The sequence below is a fragment of the Nocardia sp. JCM 38205 genome (assembly GCF_058222935.1).
The window spans coordinates 464,878-483,918 of the sequence record NZ_JBYHFL010000001.1; the positions used below are offsets into that span (position 1 = coordinate 464,878).

A 19,041-nucleotide genomic window follows, 5' to 3' on the forward strand; every position below is an offset into this window, starting at 1 on the left:
ACCGCGAGGGTGAGTGTTCAGTCACCGTCGCTGTCGGGGCGCCGGGTTCCGGTCGACGAAATCGACGACGTCGTCGACGAAATCCGGATGGGTCAACACGCCCATGTGACTGGTGCCCGGATACAGGATGAGCCGCCCGCCGGGGATGCCGTCGGCGGTGCGCCGGAAGGTCGCGGCGCTATAGGAGGCGTCGCGTTCACCGCCGATGATCAACGTCGGCACGGTGATCTCGCCGAGGCGTGCGGTGACATCGAATCCGTCTTCGGCGAGCAGGAAGCGATAGGTGTCGGCGGGCACCTTCGGACGCATCATCGGATCCAGCAACCACATCGCGGCCCCGGCCAGTCGCGCTCCCACCGGATTCCCGACGCTGACCACCGCCAGGTGATGCAGCCCCCGCCTACCCGCCAGCACCGCCTCCGCGTAGCGCCGCTGCCCGATCCGCAGCGCCGGATCCAGCCGGCACGCCGCCGACGCGACGATCAGCGTGCGCACCACCTCGGGATGATCGGCGGCCAGTTGCAAGGCGATCGAACCACCGGACGACACCCCGAGCACATCGACCGGCCCGCCGAACTCGGTGCGCAACGCGTCGGCGTGTTCGGCGGCGAGATCGGCCATGGTGGCACCGGCGGGCGTTCCCGGCGCCCGGCCCACGGCGTACACCCGGAAATGGCGAGCCAACCCGGACAGCTTCTTCAGTTCCGATGAGCGCATCCACCCCGTCGGGTTGGCGTGGTCGGGACTGAACCAGCGCAGGAAGACCAGCGGTTGCCCGCTGCCGAACGCGAGGTAGGGCATTCCGTGCCGCAGCACACCCTCGGTCACCGCGACCTGCTCACCGCGTCTGCCCATCACCGCTCCCATCGTCGAACCGCCAACGGTCTCGACGCTAATCGCGGCGGGTCGTGATGGCGATGACCTCGGAGGTCATGCGCGCCCGGCGGTCAGCCGAGCAGCCCGCCGAACATGCCACCGCTGTGCCCGGCTTCCTGGCCGCCGCCGGTACCGTCGAGCAGCCCGCCCGGCGGCAGTTCCGAGGGCTGCACGATGACGAATCCGCGGCCGGAGAACGCCAGTGTCGTGCCCTCGCCGGTGCTGCGGCCCATGAGCCGGCCGAGGCCGAAGGAATCGTTGCGTTTGATGCCGGTCTGCAGGCTCGACGACCACGCGACCGCGGCCTGCGGGTCGGCGTAGGTCGGCTGGTCGACGTTGAGCACCACCGGCGCCCCGTGACTGGTGATGGCGATCCGGCCGCGTCCGGTGAATACGCAGTTGAACAGTCCGGCGTTGCTTGCCACGCCCGCGGCGCCCTGCACCCGGCCGATGTTGTAGGTCAGGGTCGAGTCGAAGGCCAGCACATTGGCGCCGTTGATGGTGAGGCCGTCGGTGCCGTCGAGATCGATGGTGTGCACGTCGGCGGCGCTGTTGGCCAGGAACAGGTCGCCGCGCCCCGTCACCTTCATCAGCGGCACACCTTCACCGGTGAGTCGCTGCTGGATGGCGCGTCCGATGCCGCCGGAACCGAGCGCCTGGAACTGCAACTCCCCCTGGTAGGCCACCATCGACCCGGCCCGCGCCATGACCTCACCGTTGACGGCGACCTTGATCATCTTGCCGCCCTGTTTCTGGATACCGACACCGGAAACCTCGGCGTGGCGCGGATCGAACAGATCGCTGTGCATCGGCAGCGCTCCTTGCTGGGACGAGAACGTGGACGGAACCGGATGGGCGGTGGGCGGCTGCTGAGCAGGCGCCGAATAGGGCTGCGGCTCAGCGGGATACGCGGGCGCCGGCGGATACGACGGCGCGGGTGGGTAGGGCGGCGCGGGCTGGTGCGGGTGCGCGGTGGGCGGCTGACCACCCGGATAGGGCGCAGCGGGCGGGTAGGCAGGCGCGGGTGGATACGGCTGCGCGACCACGGTCGGGTCGGTGCGCGACGGCGCGACCATCGTCTGGACGGTCCGCGGGTCGGCGCTCGGAGCCGGCGCGGGGGCGGGCTCGTCGTCGACGTTCACGCCGAAGGCGGTCGCGATGCCCGCCAGGCCGTTGTCGTAGCCCTGGCCGACCGCGCGAACCTTCCAGCCGCCACCGCGGCGATAGATCTCCACGCACACCACGGCCGATTCGGTGGTCAGCCCGGAGACCGGGAACGTGAGGGTGCCCGCATCGGAGGCGATGGTCGCGACCAGCGAACCGGCGGCAGCGAAGGTGGCCGGGCCGGATCCGTCCAGACTGGCGGTGACGACGACGCGGTCGACGTCGGCGGGCAGCGCACTGGTCTGCACATCGACCATATCGCCCGCGCCGCGGCCGTGCCGGTAGACGACGCCGGGGCCGACGGGCTGATTGAAGAAGACGAAGTCGCCGTCGGCACGGACCTTGCCGTCCGTGCCGAGCAGCAGCGCCGAGACGTCGACCGGCGTCGAGCAGCTCACGGTCACCGTCATCCGATCCGCCGGCGCCGGACGGTTCTCACCCCGCGCGAGCGCGTTCACCGCCGATCACCTCGATCACGGCCGCGCCCTGCGAATGACATGCGTTTCACGGCGTCGAGTGTGCCGCGCCCGGGCTGCATCCGCCACTTCCGGTCCGGCGGCCCGCGCCGAGCTCCTCAGAAGCTCTGCCAGCTCGGCTTGTGTTCGAGGGCGTAGCGGTAGTAATCGGCCAGACGCAACGCGCCCGCGGCGGCCTCGTCGACGACCACCGTGACGTGGCGATGCCACTGCATGATCGAGGCCGGGCAGAACGCGGTCAGCGGGCCCTCCACCGCGGCCGCGATGGCGTCGGCCTTCCGTGCGCCGACGGCGATCATCACCAGATGGCGTGCCTCGCCGATCGTGCCGAGCCCCTGGGTCAGCACATGTCGTGGCACCGCGTCGGCGCCGTCGAAGAAGCGCGCGTTATCGCGGCGGGTCTGGGCGGTCAGGGTTTTGACCCGGGTGCGTGAGGTCAGCGCGGAGCTGGGTTCGTTGAACCCGATATGGCCGTCGGTGCCGATGCCGAGCAGCTGCACATCGACGCCTCCGCAGGCGGCGATGGCGGCGTCGTAGCGTTGTGCTTCGGCCCCGGTATCGGCGGCTTCCCCGTCCGGACCGAACACGCGCGCCGGATCGAGGTTCACGTGGTCGGTGAACTCGGCGCGGATCACCGAGAAATAGGACTGCGGATGATCTTTCGGCAGACCGACGTATTCGTCGAGCAGGAAGGCGGTGCACGCCGAGAAATCCAGGCCGTGTTCGCGATGACGCCGGGCGAGTTCACGGTAGCTGCTCAGCGGCGAGGATCCGGTGGCGAGACCGAGGGTCGCCGCACCGCGGCGCACATAGCCTTCGACGATATCGGCAACCGTCGTCGCGACCTGCTGTTCGTCGTCGCGGATCACGATTTCCATGCGGTTCCTTCCGTCTCGGCCCGAACGCCCGCGGTGTAGACGTGGCGCACGCGCACAGTGGGGTCGGTGACGATCACGTCGGCGCGGTAGCCGGGGGCGAGTACGCCGCGTTCGTGCTCGAGGCCGAGCACCGTCGCCGGAGTGCGGGTGGCCGCAGCCACGGCATCCGTCAGTGGCACACCGGCCGCGTCGACGGTGTGGCGCACCACGTCGAGCAGCCGCATGGTGCCGCCGGCGATCGGGCCCGCGGCGTCCTCGGCGACGACCACCCGCGCCACCGCCTGCTCCACGCGCACCCGCAATGGGCCGAGCCGGTAATCGCCGTCGCCCATCCCCGCCGCGGCCATCGCATCGCTGACCAGAGCGATCCGGTCGGGGCCGACGGTGTCGAAGACCATGGCGACGGTGTCCGGTGCCAGGTGCACGCCGTCGGCGATCAGTTCGACGACGAGCTCGCCGCGTCCGGCAGCGGCCAGGAAGGCGGCCGCCGGTCCCGGCGCCCGATGGTGCAGTGGCGGCATCCCATTGAACAGGTGCGTCGCGGTCAGCGGCGCGCCGGCGGCGTCGGCGATGCGGGCAGCGGTGGTGGCCGCGTCGGCATCGGTGTGGCCGAGGCTCGGCAGCACATGGTGCTCGCGCATGGCGGCGAGCAGCCCGGTGAAGTTCAACGTTTCCGGGGCGACGGTCATCGAGCGGACAGTACCGCGCGCGGCCAGACAGATCCGCTCGAACAGTTCCGGGTCGCCCGGAATGATCGCGGCCGGATCCTGTGCGCCGCACCGGGCCCGGCTCAGAAACGGGCCCTCCAGATGAATGCCGAGCAACTCGCCGCGCTCCACCAGGTCGGCCAGGACCGCTGCCTGCCGCAGCAGATCCGCCGGCGGGGCGGACACCAGACTGCCCAGCAGCGCGGTGGTTCCGTGCGCACGATGGTGGGCCACCGCACGGCGCGCTCCGCCCGCATCGGAGTCGGGGAATCCGGCACCGGCGCCCCCGTGACAGTGCAGATCGATCAGGCCGGGCAACAGGATCGAGTCGCCGGGCGGCGGTAACGGGGTGCGACCCGGATACGCTGCCGCCGGCCCCACCCAGGAGATCCGCGCACCGTCGATCGCGACGACGCCGTCGGCGATATCGCTGTCCCCGGCTGCGGCCACCGCGCCGACCACCCTCCCGCGCAACAGGGTCGGCGAGCCACCACGGGCCGCGCCACCGACGCTCAGCACCGCCCGCACGCTCCCGCCGATGACCGCGACACGGGCGCTCCGGCCACCATGACGGGGCAGGCGGTCGTCGTCCCGGCGCCGGCAGCGGGTTCGGTCATGATCACCGATCTTCGCCCTTGCTCGGGTTATCGGCGTCGATCCGCGCCTCCGACGGCGCGTCCTCGGCAGGCTCCACCGTCTCGCTCCTGCCGGTCCGGATCTGCGCGGTGCCGGTCCCGACCTCCGCCCCGCGCGTGTCGCTGTCCGCGGCGCCGGACTCGCCTTCAGCCGGCGCATCGGTCTCGGTGGCGCGTGGCTCGCGCGTCGCACCGGGCAGACGTTGATCCGATCCGGTTCCGGCGCCGCGGATTTCGGCATCGGTATCGGCTTCGCGGCCAGGGGTGCGCAGGTTCCATTTCTTGATCACGAAGCTGAACAGCAGGTAGTAGAGCACCGCGTAGCCGATGCCGATGGGGATCAGCAGCCAGGCGTCGGTGGCCTTGCCGAAGTTCAGGGCGTAGTCGATGAATCCTGCCGAGAAGGTGAAGCCGTCGTGGATGCCGAGAGCGTTGACCAGCGCGTGCGAGGTACCGGTCAGGATCGCGTGCACCACATACAGCGGCCACGCCACGAACATGAAGGAGAATTCCAGCGGTTCGGTGATCCCGGTGAGGAACGCCGTCAGCGCGGTGGAGAGCATGATCCCGCCGACGAGCTTGCGTTGCGAGGGGCGCGCGTTGCGCCAGATGGCCAGGGCCGCCGCGGGTAGTGCGAACATCATGATCGGGAAGAAGCCGGTCATGAAGGTGCCTGCGGTCGGATCGCCGGCGAAGAAGCGGTTGAGGTCACCGCGCACGATCTGACCCTGCGCGTTCTCGTAGTCGCCGATCAAGAACCACACGGTCGTATTGAGGATGTGGTGCAGTCCGGTCGGAATCAGCAACCGGTTGGCGGTGCCGTAGATCCCGCCGCCCACCACGGAGTTCTCCGCGACGGTCTCGCCGACCCAGGTGAGCCCCGCATTGAAGAGCGGGTAGGCGAAGGCCATGAGCACGCCGATCGCCAGACCGGTGACGGCGGTGAGGATCGGCACCAACCGCCGTCCGTTGAAGAACCCGAGGTAGTCGGGCAGCTTGGTGCGATAGAACCGCTGCCACAGCAGCGCCGAGAGCACACCCATCACGATGCCGGCGAGCACGCCGTAATCGATCATCGCCTGGCCGCCCTTCGGATCGGTCTCCCCCTCGAGCACGATCGGTGACATCGCCTCGAAGACGCCGTCGACCACCATGTAGCCGACGACGGCGGCCAGCGCGGTCGAGCCGTCGGATTTCCGCGCCCATCCGATGGCGATACCGACCGCGAAAATCAATGGCAGCCACGTGAATACGGCCTGCCCGGCGGCCGAGACCACGCTCGCGGCGCTGTCGAGTGCCGAGAACCGGCCCAGCAGATCGTCCTGGCCGAGTCGCAGCAGGATGCCCGCGGCGGGCAGCACCGCGATCGGCAACATGAGGCTGCGTCCGAGGCGCTGCCAACCGGCGAGTGCCGCCGATTCCTTGTTCGGGCTGTCTACGACCGTCATCTCGACCTTCTTCGTCGCCGGAACGCGGCGCTACGCCGTGCTGGAGCCACCGGAGGCACGCTCGCGGATCCGGCGGAAACTGGGGCGGGCCGGGCGTCCGACGGGTAATGTCCGGTCATAACCAGTTGTCAGTTTGACCAGGTAGTGGCCCGATGTCAATCGGTCCTTATGATCCAGGTAACACCCGGCGCCGGCACGGGAAAGCCAACGAGGGAGAACACATGTCCACAGCGGACGCCATCATCAGCGGCCTCGGCGGCGCCGACAATATCGTCGAGATCGAAGCCTGCATCACCCGGCTGCGCACCGAGGTCAAGGACGGCAGCCTGGTGGACGAGGCGGCGCTCACAGCGGCAGGCGCGCACGGCGTGCTCAGGTCCGGTTCGGTCGTGCAGGTCGTGGTGGGGCCGGTGGCCGATACGCTGGCCGAAGACATCGAGGACCTGCTGTGACGGTACGAATCCTGGCCCCACTTCCCGGGCGGGTCCTCGCCCTTGCCGACGTGCCCGATCCGGTGTTCGCCGGTCAGCTGGTCGGCTCGGGTGTGGCCATCGACCCGGCCCGTGATCGCGGCGCTCTCGACGTCCGTGCGCCGATCGCGGGCACGATCGTGAAACTGCATCCGCACGCGTTCATCGTCCTCGGTGCCGACGGTGCCGGAGTGCTCACACACCTGGGGATCGACACGGTGAAGCTCGCGGGGGCCGGGTTCGCCCTGCTCGCCGCGGAAGGCGATCACGTCGACGCCGGCACACCGATCGTGCGATTCGATCCGACCGAGATCGACGGCACCGGATATTCGGCCCTCTGCCCGATCGTGGTGATGGATTCGGCGCGGGATTCCGTCGACCCCGGCACCCTCGGGACTCAGGTGGACACCGGTGCGACGCTGTTCGATTGGACTCCCGAACCGCGCTGACGCACCGCGGCGGAGGCCTGCGGCCCGGGTCGGCCCCCGTCGCACCCGGTTGCCGTGCGGCACCCCCCTGAACGGTCAGGTGCGCTCCTGTCCGACCTCCATCTGCAACCGGTAGCGATCCGAGCGGTACCAGCTCTGCGTGTGCTCGACCGCGACCCCAGCGCTGAACGATGTGCGGTCGAAATGCAGCACCGGCGCATTCCTTTTCACACCGAGCAGTGCGGCGATGCCCGCGTCGGCGGCGGTGGCGTCGACGGTCTGGGTGGCGCGTTCGATCGGGCGTCCGTAGCGTTCGGCGCAGGTCTGATAAATGGAGGCGGTCAGATCCACCTCGATCAACCCCGGCAGCAGCTCGGCATGGAACCAGCCGTCGTCCACGCTCACCGGCTCACCGTCGGCCAGGCGCAGCCGCTTGATGTGATAGCCGCGCGCACCCTCGCCCAGGCCGAGTGCCCGCGCCGAAGCCTCGGGCACCGCATCTTCCTCGGCGATCAGGACCACCGTCGTCGGATGGTGTCCCTGGGCGCGCATCTCCTCGGTGAACGACGCCAGATGCAGCCGCGACTGGACGGGCCGATGCGCGACGAAGGTCCCCTTGCCGCGCACCCGTATCAGATGACCTTCGTTGACCAGCTGGCCGATCGCCTCGCGCACGGTGATCCGACTGACGCCGTAGTCCTGCATCAGATTGCGTTCACTGGTCAGCAGATCGCCCGGCTGCAGTTCGCGGGTGCACTTGTGCAGCAGGATGGCGCGCAGCTGTTCATGTTTGGGAATCGCGCTGTCACGCAGCGGCACAGGCATCACAGCGGCTCCTTCGTCGGGGACCGCAGATCCACTCTCGCAGGGGACCGAAGGTCCCTACCGGTACGGTCCGGTCTCCGAGGATACTCCTCGCCCTGAGCGCCCGACCGCTGCGCGCGGGTGCGCGGCAGCCGAATTCGGGGCCGCAGTGGGCGGGTGCGCGGCAGCGACGGCACGCACCCGCCCAGCGTTCAGCTCTGCACCGCGACCGGCTCCGGTGCCACCGCCTGCGGTGGCCGGGCACGCAGCAGCACCAGGCCGAGCACGGCGGCCGCGACGCTGAAGCCCGCGCTGATCCACGCCCCGGTCGACATCGCCTCGGTGAAGGCCAGCTTCGCCGGTTCGGTGTAGCCGAGTTCGAAAGCGGCACCGATGGATTCGCGGGCCGGCTCCGGCGCGTCGGACGGCATGTTCGCGGTGAACACCCCGGCGAGCACGCTGCCGAGCACCGCGATACTGATCGCCATTCCCACCTGCTGCAAGGTGTCGTTCATGGCCGACCCGACACCCGCGTGTTCGAGCGGGATGGCGCTCATGATGGCCGCGTAGGCCGACGGTCCGGCGAGGCCGCCGCCGATGCCCATGGTCAGCATGCTCATCAGCACCGCGCCGTAGCCGGTGCCCGTCGCCAGCACCACGAACGCCACGCCCATCACCAGCAGACCACTCACGATGAGGGTCTTGTTGCTCAACTTCTTGCCGAGGGTGGCGCCGAGCCCGTTGCACACCGCAGCGGCCACCGCGTACGGCAGCAGCGCCAGCCCGGCCTTCATCGGCCCGTAGCCGAGCACGAATTGCAGATACTGGGTGAGCATGAACATGATCGCGCCCATACCGAAGACCATCAGCAACAAGGTCAGGCAGGTGCCGGTGAAATCGCGATTGCGGAACACCGCCAGCGGTAGCATCGGATGCTCGGACCGGCTCTCCCACACCACGAACGCGACGGCGGCCACCACGGCCAGACCGATCACCGGCAGGTTCCATTCGCGCTCGATGATCACATACACCGCCGACACCAGCGCCAGGATCGACAACAGCACCCCGACCAGGTCGACCGGACGCTGCTCCCCCGTCGTTTCCGGCATCAGCACCAGCGCGGCCACGATCGCCAGGATCGCCACCGGAATGTTGATCAGGAACACCGAACCCCACCAGTAGTGCTCGAGCAGAAAGCCGCCGAGCGTCGGGCCCGCGACGATGCCGACCATCGACACCGTCGTCCACGCGGCCATCGCCAGCCGCCGTTCGTCCTGGTCGAAGGTGGTCATCAGGATCGACAGCGTCGACGGCATCAGCAGCGACCCGCCCACGCCCATCGCCGCCCGTGCCCCGATCACCTGCCAGGGGTCGGTCGCCAGCACCGCCGCCAGCGAGGCCACCCCGAAGACGGCAAGGCCGAGAACGAGCATCCGGCGCCGCCCGAACCGGTCCGAGAGGCTGCCAGCGGTGAGCAGCAGACCGGCGAAAACCAGCACGTAGGCGTCCAGGATCCACTGCACATCCGACGGGGTGGCACCCAGCTCCCGGATCAGCGACGGAATCGCGAGGTTCAACACCGTGCCGTCGATCATCAGCACCAACAAGGACAGACAGAGAACCCCGAGGATCAACCAGCGCCGCGGGTCTCGTACAACGTTCGATTCCACTCGCACAGCGTACGAGACAATCGAACGGTGTGCGAGCGAATATAGAATGAGGCCGTGACCAAGCAGTTCGAGTCGGTGTGGAGCCGCGAACCCCGCCAGCCCAAGTCCTCGGGTCTCGGCCGTGAACAGATCGTGGAGGCCGCGCTCACCCTCCTCGATGCCGAGGGGATGGCCGCCTTGAGCATGCGCAAGCTCGGCGCTCGGCTCGGCGCGGGCGCGACCAGCCTCTACTGGTATGTGGCGAACAAGGACGAGCTGCTCGAGCTGGTCCTCGACGAGTTCTGGGGAAAGGTGCAGGTTCCGGAACCGGAGCAGACGTCATGGCGCGGGGTGGCGACCGGATTCGCCTACAGCCTGCGCGACACCATGATGAACCATTCGTGGGCCGCCGAGCTGTTGGGCCATCTGCCCAGCATCGGCCCCAATTCGCTGCGGTTGACCGACCGATTGCGCCGCACCTTCGTCGGCGCGGGATTCCAGGGCAACGACGTCTATCTCGCCACCGGGACGCTGTTCTCGTTCGTTCTCGGCCAGGTGCTGCCCCTTATCGCCTGGAACAACGCCTATGGCGATGCCACTATCGACCCGGCGGCGGTGCTGCCCGTACTGGAAGCCAACGGCGCCGACTTTCCCGATCTCATCGACGATTACCGTGACACCGTGACGACCGACCCGACCGTCGCCCGCGCGGTGGCCTTCGACTTCGGCCTGATCTCGGTGCTCGACGGGCTCGAGGCACGTCTGCGCGGCGGGGCGAGCGCCGAGCCAGCTGTCGACAACCACTCCGAGATACGCGGCTGATCCCGGGAGCCGCGCCGACGGCGCGCGGGTCAGTCCTGCGCGGCGTACTCGGCGAGGATCTGCGACAGGAATTGCAGGCTCTCGGCCGGCGAGAGGGCCTGCACGCTGAGCTGATTCATCACCGACATGTACAGCTCCACATCGTGGCGCTTCTCCATATAGAGCGAGCTGGTCAGCTGTTCGGTGTAGACGATGTCGGGTAGTTCGGGCTCGGGGAAGCGCAGGATGCTGAACGGTCCGCCGGCCGCGGAATGTCCACCGGCCGAATACGGCAGCACCTGAATGCGCACATTGGGTAGTTCGGAGATGGCGATCAGGTGTTGGATCTGCTCGCGCAGCACCTTCATACCGCCGACGGGCCTGCGGAGGGCGTTCTCGTCGATGACCGCCCACAGGGTCGGTGCCGCCCTGCGGTGCAGGATCTTCTGCCTGCGCATGCGGACCGCGACCCGGCGTTCGGTCTCGTCGTCGTTGCCGAGCATGATGACCGAGCGGGCGTAGTCGGCGGTCTGCAACAAGCCGGGAATGAACTGGGCCTCGTAGGTGCGGATCGTGGTGGCCGCCTGTTCGAGCCCGACGTAGGTCTCGAACCACGCGGGTAGCAGATCGCTGTAGCTCTGCCACCATCCAGGGTCGTTGGCCTTGCGCGCCATATCGAGGTAGGGCTCGCGCTTGTCGTCATCGGTGACGCCGTAGAGGGTGAGCAGATCGCGGATATCGCGTTCCTTGAACCCGGTGCGTCCCAGCTCGAGCCGGCTGATCTTGGCGTGTGATCCGCGAATGGCGTCTCCGGCCGCTTCCCTGCTGACACCGCAACTTTCCCGCAGCCGACGCAACCTGCTGCCGAGCGCGATCCGGATCACGGTCGGACCACGCTCTGCCACAAGCAGTTCCACGTTGTCGCTGTTGTCCTGGTCGTTGGTCATGGACCGCCTCTGGCCGATAGTGGTTAGACCGCGATCTGCCCGGTCACACCCACCGGTTCCACCGCGTCGGTTGCAGATCCTACTCGCTCCTATAGCGAAACCACCGGAGCCCGTTACCCGTCGGCGATCATCGTCGCGGGGGGCCGGGCGCCGCGTGTGCCCGCGTTCGGCACAGACTGGTCGGTCGTCGAGTTGCACCTCGCGCCGGTGCGCGGTGACCGATCGCGTCACCAATGACCTTTATGCGTGGATGTCCTAGCGGGACAACGGCATATCTTCTTCCCGATACCGCGCGCGGCGTACGCGCGGTGCGTAGAGTCACAGTCGTGGGAGCCGATGGGAGAGGAGCCCCATGATGCCGATGGATGATGAGGATCTCGGTGGGCGTGTCGACCCTGACACGCCGAGCATTGCCCGCGTCTACGACTACGGACTGGGCGGTACGGACTGGTTCGAGGTCGATCGTAGAGTCTACGAACACCTATTGACTGTTGTGCCGAACCAGAATGCGGTCGGCGTGGCGAACCGGCGCTGGCTCGAACGGGTGGTCCGCTACCTGACCAGCCAGGTGGGCATGACGCAGATCCTGGATCTCGGCAGCGGACTACCGACGCAGAAGAACACCCACGAGATCGCTCAGGAACTGGGCGCGGAGGTCATGGTCGTCTATGTCGACAACGACCCGGTGTGCGTGCGCCGCGGCAAGGAACTGCTCGAAGCCAACGAGTACACCCATTTCCTCGATCTCGATCTCACCAAGCCCGATGAGGTCCTCGGACATCCGGCCGTGAACCAGTACCTCGACCTGAGCAAGCCGCTGCTGATGATGCAATGCGGCACTTTGCATCACGTCGACGACGATCGCGATCCGGCGGGCATCATGGCCCAGTACATCGACCGGCTCGCGCCCGGCTCCTACGTCATGATCAGCCACTTCTTCGATCCCGGCAGCGAAGACGCCGAATTGCATCAGCTGGCCCGCCGCGCCGAACGCGCCCTGCACGACGAAGGCCTCGGCACCGGCCGCTGGCGCACCCGCGAGGAACTGATGCCGTTCTTCGACGGGCTGGAACTGCTCGAACCGGGACTGGTACCGCTCGACGACTGGTGGCCCTGGGGGCCCGACGAGCGCGAGCGCGTCCCGGACGAGTACCTGATCATCGGCGGCGTCGGCCGCAAACCGTAACTCGCACATCCGTTCCACTGTTCGCATTCGATTCACACGATCACAGGAGGCCGCCATGTCAGCGGACGCCGACACCACCACCGGCAACGCACAGATCACCGAGCAGGACGTCCGGGACAAGCTCGCCGGCATACTCGCCACCACCAGCATCGACCTCGCGACGTCCAAAGACGGCGTGAACTGGTGCTCGAGCGCGTTCTTCACCCACCTCGACGACGACCCGTTCCGGCTCACCCTGATCCTGGAATCGGGCGGCCGCACGCTGGAGGCCCTGCGCGCCAACCCCAATGTCGGCATCAAGGTGGTCAGCGGCGGATTCACCGACCCCTTCGCCCAGGGCCTCGGCACCGTCGAGGTGCGCGATCCCGCCGACCGGGACGAGACGTTCCAGGCGCTGGTACAAAAGGAACCGATGATCGAGCCGTTCTTCGCCACCCCGGTGGAAGCGCTGCTCGTCCATGTCGACTGGTGGCGGGTCACCCACGTCGGCGCCGGCTGGCTGCCCGGCCGACGCCTCGACCGCGTCTCGGCCTGACCCGCGGCACCGCACGTTTTCCGGGAGCACCCTCGGCGGCGAATCCCGTGCCGCCCGAATGCAACCGGACCCATTGCCGGGACGCTCAGCGGCCCCTACGCTGAGTGAGCCGTATCACAGTTATTGCAGAGAGAGGTTCTCGATGTCCCAACCCGCTCCCCAGACCGGTGTTCGCGTTCCGGTCGGCGTGGACACCACCCGAGCGAGCATCGCGCGCGTCTACGACGTGAGCCTGGGTGGCAAAGACAACTACGACGTCGACCGCGCCGCGTTCGACATGATCCTGCAAGCCGCGCCCCGCCAGCGCGACGTGTCGAAGATGAACCGGCGCTGGCTGCACCGGGTCACCCGCTACCTCGCGGGCACGGTCGGCATCGACCAATTCCTCGACATCGGCGCGGGCCTGCCGACGGTCGGCAACACGCACGAGATCGCCCAGAGCCAGAACCCGGAGGCGACCGTCGTCTACGTCGACAACGATCCGGTGTGCAACGCACATGGACGGGTGCTGCTCGAACAGAACGAGTACACCCATTTCGTTCCGGCGGATCTGACGCAGCCCGATACGTTGCTCAAAGACGAGGAGGTCACCCGGCACCTCGATCTCGAGCGGCCGCTCGGTCTCATCCTGTGCGGCATCCTGCATCACGTGGACGACGATCTCGATCCTGTCGGCATCATGCGCCAGTACATCGACGCGCTGCCCTCCGGTTCCTACGTTGCCATCACGCATTTCTGGAACCCGAACGACGGTTCCGACCTCGCCGAGCTCGCCGTGCGCCTGCAGCGTCAGTTCACCGAGATGGGGCTCGGTTCGGGCTGGTACCGCACCAAGGAGGAGATCGCCGCCTACTTCCACGATCTCGAGCTGATCGAGCCGGGCCTGGTCGAACTCGAGCAGTGGTGGCCGATGGGCCCGGCGATCCGCGAACCGTACCCCGAGGAACGAGTGATGCTCGGCGGGGTCGGCCGCAAGCGCTGAGCCGCACGGTCACAGCGGGTTCCGCGATCATGGTCGCGGAACTCGCTGCCCTGCCTGCCGACTCGTTCGTGGGTACGCTGAGGCCCATGATCACGCTCAAGAAAGAAGACGGTGCCGCGGATCTGAGCGGCATCACCAAACTGAGTGTCGGGGTGAGCTGGGACCCGTCCGCGGGTGCCAGCGGCGGCGCGCTCGGGTGGGCTCGGCGCAAGCGCGGCGTCGACCTGGATCTGATCGCGATTCTCATGCAGGGGGCAGAACCGGTGCGATTCGCCGGCCTGGATTCGCTCGACCCGCTCGGCAATGGTGCGGTCCTGCACAGCGGTGACGAGCAGACCGGCGCCGCGTCCGGCGACGACGAGACCGTTCAGGTCACCTTCGCCGATGTGCCCGGCGGCATCGATTCGATCGTGTTCGTCGCGGCCGCGTTCAAGAAGGGCTCGTCTTTCGAGAAGGCGAACAATATCTCGTTCAAGGTCTATGACGCGACCGGCGGCGACACCCAGCAGGTCGCCGATATCTGGCCGTCGCTGTTGGGCGCCGACAATGCCAACGCGGTGGCGCGCGCGTTCCGTTCCGGTGCGAGCTGGCAGCTCGAGGTGCTCAACCGCAAGGGCAAGATCAAGCAGGGCGATAAGCAGGCGCTGCTGCGCTTCGCCATTCAGTGATCCAGGCGTGGTGGCGGGCCTCCTGGTTCCGCCACCACGTACCGCGGCGGCGACAATTCGGTTGCGCCACAATCGAGCCAGGCTCGAGCGGTCCGGGTCAGGCCGTCTCGTCGTCGGCGACGCCGAGCCCGAGATGCTCGATGTGATAGACGGCTTCGTCCAGCAGCATCGCCACATGACTGTCGTAGAGCCGGTAGATGACGCTTCTGCCCTGCCGCGAACCGGTGACCAAACCCATGGCACGCAACAGCCGCAGCTGATGGGAAACCGCGGACTGTTCCATCTCGACGGCGTCCACCAGATCCCCCACCGAGCACGGGCCGTGCCGCAGCCTGGTCAGGATCCGTAGCCGGCTCGGTGTGGCCAAGGCCTGCAGAGTCGCTGCCACCGTTGCCGCCGAATCGGCATCCAGCTGGGCGGGCGGCGTTGTTCTGCCCTCGACTCCGTGTCCCACGAGATCACTGTACCTTGCGGGATTACATGAAGACATGTACATGTATTCCTGTAGTCCTACGCCGCGCCGATCTCGAACGGAGCACTCCCCGATGGTTTCCCCCGCCCTACTGGATCGGCGCAACGCCGCCACGTCTTCCCCGCGGCGCGCTGATCGCCGGACGGCCTGGACGCTGCCCGAGGTGCGCTGGGCCCTGGCGGCCACCGCGCTGTTCGTCGCGGGCGTCTGCGCGCAATGGGCCGGTGCACCGGATTGGCTCGTATGGTCGCTGCTGGCGGGTTGCTACGTGACCGGTGGCTGGGAGCCTGCGCTGGAAGGGTTACGTGCACTGCGTGAGCGAACCCTCGACGTGGATCTGCTCATGATCGTCGCCGCGCTCGGTGCCGCGGCGATCGGGCAGATCGTCGACGGCGGACTGCTGATCGTGATCTTCGCGACCTCCGGCGCACTGGAGGCGGTGCTGACCCACCGCACGGCCGAGGCCGTGCGCGGGCTGCTCGATCTCGCCCCCGACCGCGCCACGCTCGTCGACGGCGACGACGAACGGATCGTCGACGCGCACACCCTCGTACCAGGGCAGCTGATCCTGGTCCGGCCCGGTGAGCGGATCGGCGGCGACGGCGTGGTCGAATCCGGGCGCAGCGAGGTCGATCAGGCCTCGATCACCGGCGAACCGCTTCCGGTGCCGGCCGGGCCGGGAGACGAGGTCTTCGCCGGCGCCATCAACGGCACCGGCACGTTGCGGGTGCGGGTGCGGCGCGCGGCGGCCGACACGGTGATCGCGCGCATCGCGGCCATGGTGCGCGAGGCGTCCGAAACCAAGGCGGGCACCCAACTGTTCATCGAGCGGGTCGAGCAGTGGTACTCCACCGGCGTCGTGATCGCCACGCTCGCCGTGCTGTTCATACCGCTGGCCGCGGGCTCGGCGCTCCAGCCCGCCCTGCTGCGGGCGATGACGTTCATGATCGTCGCGTCACCGTGCGCGATCGTGCTGGCGACCATGCCGCCGCTGCTGGCCGCCATGGCGAACGCGAGCCGCCACGGCGTGCTGGTGAAATCGGCGGTGGTCATGGAACGGCTCGGCACGGTGGACACCGTCGCCTTCGACAAGACCGGCACCCTGACCGAGGGCCGCCCAGAGGTCACCGCGGTCCAGTCCGTCACCAGCGAACTCGACCCCGACGCGATGCTCGCCCTGGCCGCCGCCGCCGAACGCGACAGCGAACATCCCCTGGCCACCGCCATCGTCACCGCCGCAAGAGACCGCGCACTGCCGCTCGCCGACGTCACGGCATTCGATTCGCGCCCCGGCCGTGGCGTACGCGCCACCGTCGACGGCCGGGTCATCGAGGTGGGCCGCCCCGGCGACATGCTGCCGGCGTCCACCGGCTCCGGCACTGCGCTGTCCACCGCGAAAGCCCTTGTCGAGGAATGGGAATCCGCCGGTGCGACCGCCGTGGTCGTCACGGTCGACGGCCGCCCGGCCGGCGTGCTCGGGGTAACCGACCGGCCGCGACCGGCCGCGGCCAGGGCCGTCGCCGATCTGACCGCCCTGAGCGGTCACCCGCCGGTGCTTCTCACCGGCGACAACCCGCGTGCCGCGGCCGCACTGGCCGCAACCCTCGGGATCGACGATGTCCGGGCCGGTGTGCTACCCGAGGAGAAGGTCGCGGCGGTGCGCGAGCTCGTCGGGGCCGGTCGCCGCGTCGCGGTCGTCGGCGACGGCGTCAACGACGCGCCCGCGCTCGCTTCCGCGCACGTCGGGATCGCCATGGGCCGCACCGGATCCGATCTGGCGGTCGAGGCCGCCGATGCCGTCGTCGTCCGCGACGACCTCGGCACCGTCGCCGCCATCGTCACGCTGTCGCGGCGGGCCCGGCGCATCGTGATCGCGAACCTGACCATCGCCGCCACCTTCATCGTGGCGCTGGTGACCTGGGATCTGGTCGGCACCCTGCCTTTGCCGCTCGGCGTCGCCGGCCACGAGGGGTCGACGGTGATCGTCGGATTGAACGGGATGCGGTTGCTGGCCGACCGCGCCTGGCGTGACGCGCTCCGGCCCGGCAACGCGTGAGACGCCGCCGGGCCGGAAGAACGCGAGAGTCAGCTGGCCGTGCGGTCTTCCGGTGAATCGTCGGGTTCCTCCGCCACCACGGCCTCGGTGACCAATTCGAATTCGCCGTCGTGGCGCTCGGTGCCCTGCACGACCGCGTCGACCACCAGCTGCACGCCGAGATCCTCGCGCTGGATGATCGGGTCGGCACGCAGATCGCGATACAGCGAGACGCACATGAAGCCCATCACCACCATGAACGGCAGCGAGACCACCGTGGTGAGCGCTTGCAGCCCGGTCAGCGCGCCGCCCAGATTCGCGGGATCGGCGATGACGAGCATGATGGCCGCCACCGCGCCGGTGGCCGAACCCCAGAAGATGACCGTGGGCCGCGAGGGTTCGATGCTGCCCTTCTCCGACAGCGTGCCCATCACGATGGAGGCCGCGTCGGCGCCGGAGACGAAGAAGATCGCCACCAGCACCATCACCAGTCCGGCGGTGAACGACGCCAGCGGATAGTGATCGAGCAGATGGAACAGCGCGAAGTTCTCGTTCACCGAACCGTCGGCCTCGGTCAGATCGTTGGTCTGGCTCTGCTGCTGGATGCCCGCGCCGCCGAAGATGACGAACCAGATCAGGCTGACCACGCTCGGCACCAGCAGCACACCGGTGACGAACTGACGGATGGTGCGGCCACGACTGATTCGCGCGATGAACATGCCGACGAAGGGGGTCCAGGAAATCCACCACGCCCAGTAGAAGATGGTCCAGCTCGATAGCCAGGTCTCCATCGCTTCGCCGCCGGCGACACCGGTCCGCGAGGCCATGGTCGGCAGCATGGCGATGTAGTCGCCGATGGCGGCGGGCAGGAAGTTGAGCATGACCAGCGTGGGTCCGGCGATGAACACGAATGCCGCGACCGCAAGCGCCAGCACCATATTGATGTTGGACAGCCATTGGATGCCACGATCGATGCCCGACACGGCCGAGAAGATGAAGGCGATGGTCAGACCGCAGATGATGGCGACGAGACCGACCTTGCCGATGGCGTCGATCCAGCCGTTGAACTCCATCCCGGCCCCGATCTGCAGCGCACCGAGACCCAGCGACGCCGCCGATCCGAACAGGGTCGCGAAAATGGCCATCATGTTGATCGCCTGGCCGCCGATGCCGTCGGCTCTGCGGCCGAGAATCGGGCGGAACACCGAGGAGATCAACTGCGAGCGACCGCGGCGGAAGGTGCTGTAGGCGATGGCCAGTCCGGCGACGGCGTAGATCGCCCAGGGATGCAGGGTCCAGTGGAACAGGGTGGTGGCCATGGCGATCTCGGCGGCCTCCGGGCTACCCGGTTCGGCCGTGCCCGGCGGCGGGCTCACGAAATGCGACAGCGGTTCGGCCACGCCCCAGAACATCAAGCCGATGCCCATCCCGGCGCTGAACATCATCGCGATCCAGGAGACGGTGCGGAATTCGGGTTTCTCGCCGTCGGCCCCGAGCGGGATCTTGCCGTATCTGCTTGCGGCCAGCCAGATCACATAGACCACGAAGACCGTCGCGATGAGCACGAACAGCCAGCCGGTATTGCTGATCACCCAGGTCTGCGCGTTTCCCGCCGCGGTGGCCAAGCTGGTCCGGTCGATGATGCCCCATGCCACGAACGCCAAGGACCCGATCGCCGTGACGCCGAAGACGAGACGGTCGAGTCCTGGTTTCGCCGGTGATCTGCCAGCAACCCGGTGCACCGTCGCTTCGGTGTCCCGGGAATTCCTGTCGGCGCCGATCGACATTGAATCGGAGTCCTTTCAGATCGCGAACGACCGCTGGTAGGCGGTTGTTCTCTTCCCGCAGCAACCGTACAGCGTGCACGCGGCGCCAGGACG

At 68.2% G+C, this 19,041-nt stretch carries 17 protein-coding genes and 1 pseudogene; 8 read left to right on the plus strand and 10 right to left on the minus strand.

The annotated features are described in order from the left end of the window. Positions 1-21: 21 nt before the first annotated feature. From AC4HOU_RS02175 to AC4HOU_RS02195, 5 genes and pseudogenes are all read right to left on the minus strand, one after another. Positions 22-855: an alpha/beta fold hydrolase gene (locus AC4HOU_RS02175; protein ID WP_195019505.1), complete on the minus strand. Its 834-nt coding sequence runs from the start codon at positions 853-855 to the stop codon at positions 22-24. Positions 856-947: 92 nt separating this feature from the next. Beyond that, entirely contained in the window at positions 948-2,450 is a 1,503-nt protein-coding gene (locus AC4HOU_RS02180) for an AIM24 family protein (RefSeq protein ID WP_195020774.1), read from the minus strand. 164 nt (positions 2,451-2,614) lie between these two features. Next, complete coding sequence (gene nagB / locus AC4HOU_RS02185) at positions 2,615-3,394, minus strand: glucosamine-6-phosphate deaminase (protein ID WP_195019506.1); 780 nt, start codon at positions 3,392-3,394, stop codon at positions 2,615-2,617. Continuing rightward, a complete protein-coding gene (locus AC4HOU_RS02190) occupies positions 3,382-4,617 on the minus strand; it encodes an N-acetylglucosamine-6-phosphate deacetylase (protein WP_195020775.1) in 1,236 nt (411 codons plus the stop codon). The genes nagB and AC4HOU_RS02190 overlap by 13 nt, the downstream gene beginning before the upstream one ends. Positions 4,618-4,954: 337 nt before the next feature. Then, positions 4,955-6,184: pseudogene (locus AC4HOU_RS02195) on the minus strand (PTS transporter subunit EIIC); the annotation flags it as partial. 152 nt (positions 6,185-6,336) lie between these two features. Between AC4HOU_RS02195 and AC4HOU_RS02200 the strand changes: the two are divergent. Both AC4HOU_RS02200 and AC4HOU_RS02205 read left to right on the plus strand, forming a co-directional pair. After that, positions 6,337-6,636: a PTS sugar transporter subunit IIB gene (locus tag AC4HOU_RS02200; protein WP_163810881.1), complete on the plus strand. Its 300-nt coding sequence runs from the start codon at positions 6,337-6,339 to the stop codon at positions 6,634-6,636. Continuing rightward, on the plus strand, positions 6,633-7,103 hold the full coding sequence (locus tag AC4HOU_RS02205) for a PTS sugar transporter subunit IIA (RefSeq protein ID WP_195019507.1): 471 nt from the start codon (positions 6,633-6,635) through the stop codon (positions 7,101-7,103). The genes AC4HOU_RS02200 and AC4HOU_RS02205 overlap by 4 nt, the downstream gene beginning before the upstream one ends. Before the next feature lie 75 nt (positions 7,104-7,178). On the opposite strand, the gene AC4HOU_RS02210 is transcribed toward AC4HOU_RS02205, so the two are convergent. Continuing rightward, positions 7,179-7,910 carry a GntR family transcriptional regulator gene (locus AC4HOU_RS02210; RefSeq protein ID WP_195019508.1) on the minus strand — a complete coding sequence of 244 codons (732 nt, stop codon included), beginning with the start codon at positions 7,908-7,910 and terminating at the stop codon, positions 7,179-7,181. 188 nt (positions 7,911-8,098) lie between these two features. After that, a complete protein-coding gene (locus AC4HOU_RS02215; RefSeq protein ID WP_490724087.1) occupies positions 8,099-9,556 on the minus strand; it encodes an MFS transporter in 1,458 nt (485 codons plus the stop codon). A 54-nt stretch (positions 9,557-9,610) separates the two neighbouring features. On the opposite strand from AC4HOU_RS02215, the gene AC4HOU_RS02220 reads away from it, so the two are divergent. Then, complete coding sequence (locus AC4HOU_RS02220; RefSeq protein ID WP_195019510.1) at positions 9,611-10,357, plus strand: TetR/AcrR family transcriptional regulator; 747 nt, start codon at positions 9,611-9,613, stop codon at positions 10,355-10,357. Between the two features lie 29 nt (positions 10,358-10,386). Here AC4HOU_RS02220 and AC4HOU_RS02225 read toward each other — a convergent pair whose 3' ends face one another. Continuing rightward, positions 10,387-11,283 carry a Sco1979 family transcriptional regulator gene (locus AC4HOU_RS02225; protein WP_195019511.1) on the minus strand — a complete coding sequence of 299 codons (897 nt, stop codon included), beginning with the start codon at positions 11,281-11,283 and terminating at the stop codon, positions 10,387-10,389. A 355-nt stretch (positions 11,284-11,638) separates the two neighbouring features. On the opposite strand from AC4HOU_RS02225, the gene AC4HOU_RS02230 reads away from it, so the two are divergent. From AC4HOU_RS02230 to AC4HOU_RS02245, 4 genes are all read left to right on the plus strand, one after another. Next, a complete protein-coding gene (locus AC4HOU_RS02230) occupies positions 11,639-12,469 on the plus strand; it encodes an SAM-dependent methyltransferase (protein WP_163810870.1) in 831 nt (276 codons plus the stop codon). A gap of 55 nt (positions 12,470-12,524) precedes the next feature. Further along, positions 12,525-13,004, plus strand: a complete 480-nt coding sequence (locus tag AC4HOU_RS02235) for a pyridoxamine 5'-phosphate oxidase family protein (protein WP_163810868.1) — start codon at positions 12,525-12,527, stop codon at positions 13,002-13,004. Positions 13,005-13,146: 142 nt separating this feature from the next. Next, positions 13,147-13,986, plus strand: a complete 840-nt coding sequence (locus tag AC4HOU_RS02240) for an SAM-dependent methyltransferase (RefSeq protein ID WP_195019513.1) — start codon at positions 13,147-13,149, stop codon at positions 13,984-13,986. Positions 13,987-14,072: 86 nt separating this feature from the next. Then, positions 14,073-14,654, plus strand: a complete 582-nt coding sequence (locus AC4HOU_RS02245) for a TerD family protein (protein ID WP_036537046.1) — start codon at positions 14,073-14,075, stop codon at positions 14,652-14,654. Between the two features lie 97 nt (positions 14,655-14,751). Here the strand turns inward: AC4HOU_RS02245 and AC4HOU_RS02250 are convergent, their stop codons facing one another. Then, entirely contained in the window at positions 14,752-15,108 is a 357-nt protein-coding gene (locus tag AC4HOU_RS02250; protein ID WP_490724088.1) for an ArsR/SmtB family transcription factor, read from the minus strand. A gap of 91 nt (positions 15,109-15,199) precedes the next feature. On the opposite strand from AC4HOU_RS02250, the gene AC4HOU_RS02255 reads away from it, so the two are divergent. Then, positions 15,200-17,182 (plus strand): heavy metal translocating P-type ATPase, encoded by a 1,983-nt coding sequence (locus AC4HOU_RS02255; RefSeq protein ID WP_194991563.1) that lies wholly within the window; start codon positions 15,200-15,202, stop codon positions 17,180-17,182. 29 nt (positions 17,183-17,211) lie between these two features. On the opposite strand, the gene AC4HOU_RS02260 is transcribed toward AC4HOU_RS02255, so the two are convergent. Further along, positions 17,212-18,948, minus strand: coding sequence for a BCCT family transporter (locus AC4HOU_RS02260; protein WP_163810859.1), 1,737 nt, complete (start codon positions 18,946-18,948; stop codon positions 17,212-17,214). Positions 18,949-19,041 lie beyond the last annotated feature (93 nt).

What these genes read in the sequence shown, in the direction of transcription:
- AC4HOU_RS02245 (WP_036537046.1), top strand. Translation starts at nt 14,073, where the DNA reads ATGATCACGCTCAAGAAAGAAGACGGTGCCGCGGATCTGAGCGGCATC.
- AC4HOU_RS02225 (WP_195019511.1), bottom strand. Translation starts at nt 11,283, where the DNA reads ATGACCAACGACCAGGACAACAGCGACAACGTGGAACTGCTTGTGGCA.
- nagB (WP_195019506.1), bottom strand. Translation starts at nt 3,394, where the DNA reads ATGGAAATCGTGATCCGCGACGACGAACAGCAGGTCGCGACGACGGTT.
- AC4HOU_RS02240 (WP_195019513.1), top strand. Translation starts at nt 13,147, where the DNA reads ATGTCCCAACCCGCTCCCCAGACCGGTGTTCGCGTTCCGGTCGGCGTG.
- AC4HOU_RS02180 (WP_195020774.1), bottom strand. Translation starts at nt 2,450, where the DNA reads ATGACGGTGACCGTGAGCTGCTCGACGCCGGTCGACGTCTCGGCGCTG.
- AC4HOU_RS02260 (WP_163810859.1), bottom strand. Translation starts at nt 18,948, where the DNA reads ATGTCGATCGGCGCCGACAGGAATTCCCGGGACACCGAAGCGACGGTG.
- AC4HOU_RS02255 (WP_194991563.1), top strand. Translation starts at nt 15,200, where the DNA reads ATGGTTTCCCCCGCCCTACTGGATCGGCGCAACGCCGCCACGTCTTCC.
- AC4HOU_RS02235 (WP_163810868.1), top strand. Translation starts at nt 12,525, where the DNA reads ATGTCAGCGGACGCCGACACCACCACCGGCAACGCACAGATCACCGAG.
- AC4HOU_RS02230 (WP_163810870.1), top strand. Translation starts at nt 11,639, where the DNA reads ATGCCGATGGATGATGAGGATCTCGGTGGGCGTGTCGACCCTGACACG.
- AC4HOU_RS02200 (WP_163810881.1), top strand. Translation starts at nt 6,337, where the DNA reads ATGTCAATCGGTCCTTATGATCCAGGTAACACCCGGCGCCGGCACGGG.
- AC4HOU_RS02175 (WP_195019505.1), bottom strand. Translation starts at nt 855, where the DNA reads ATGGGCAGACGCGGTGAGCAGGTCGCGGTGACCGAGGGTGTGCTGCGG.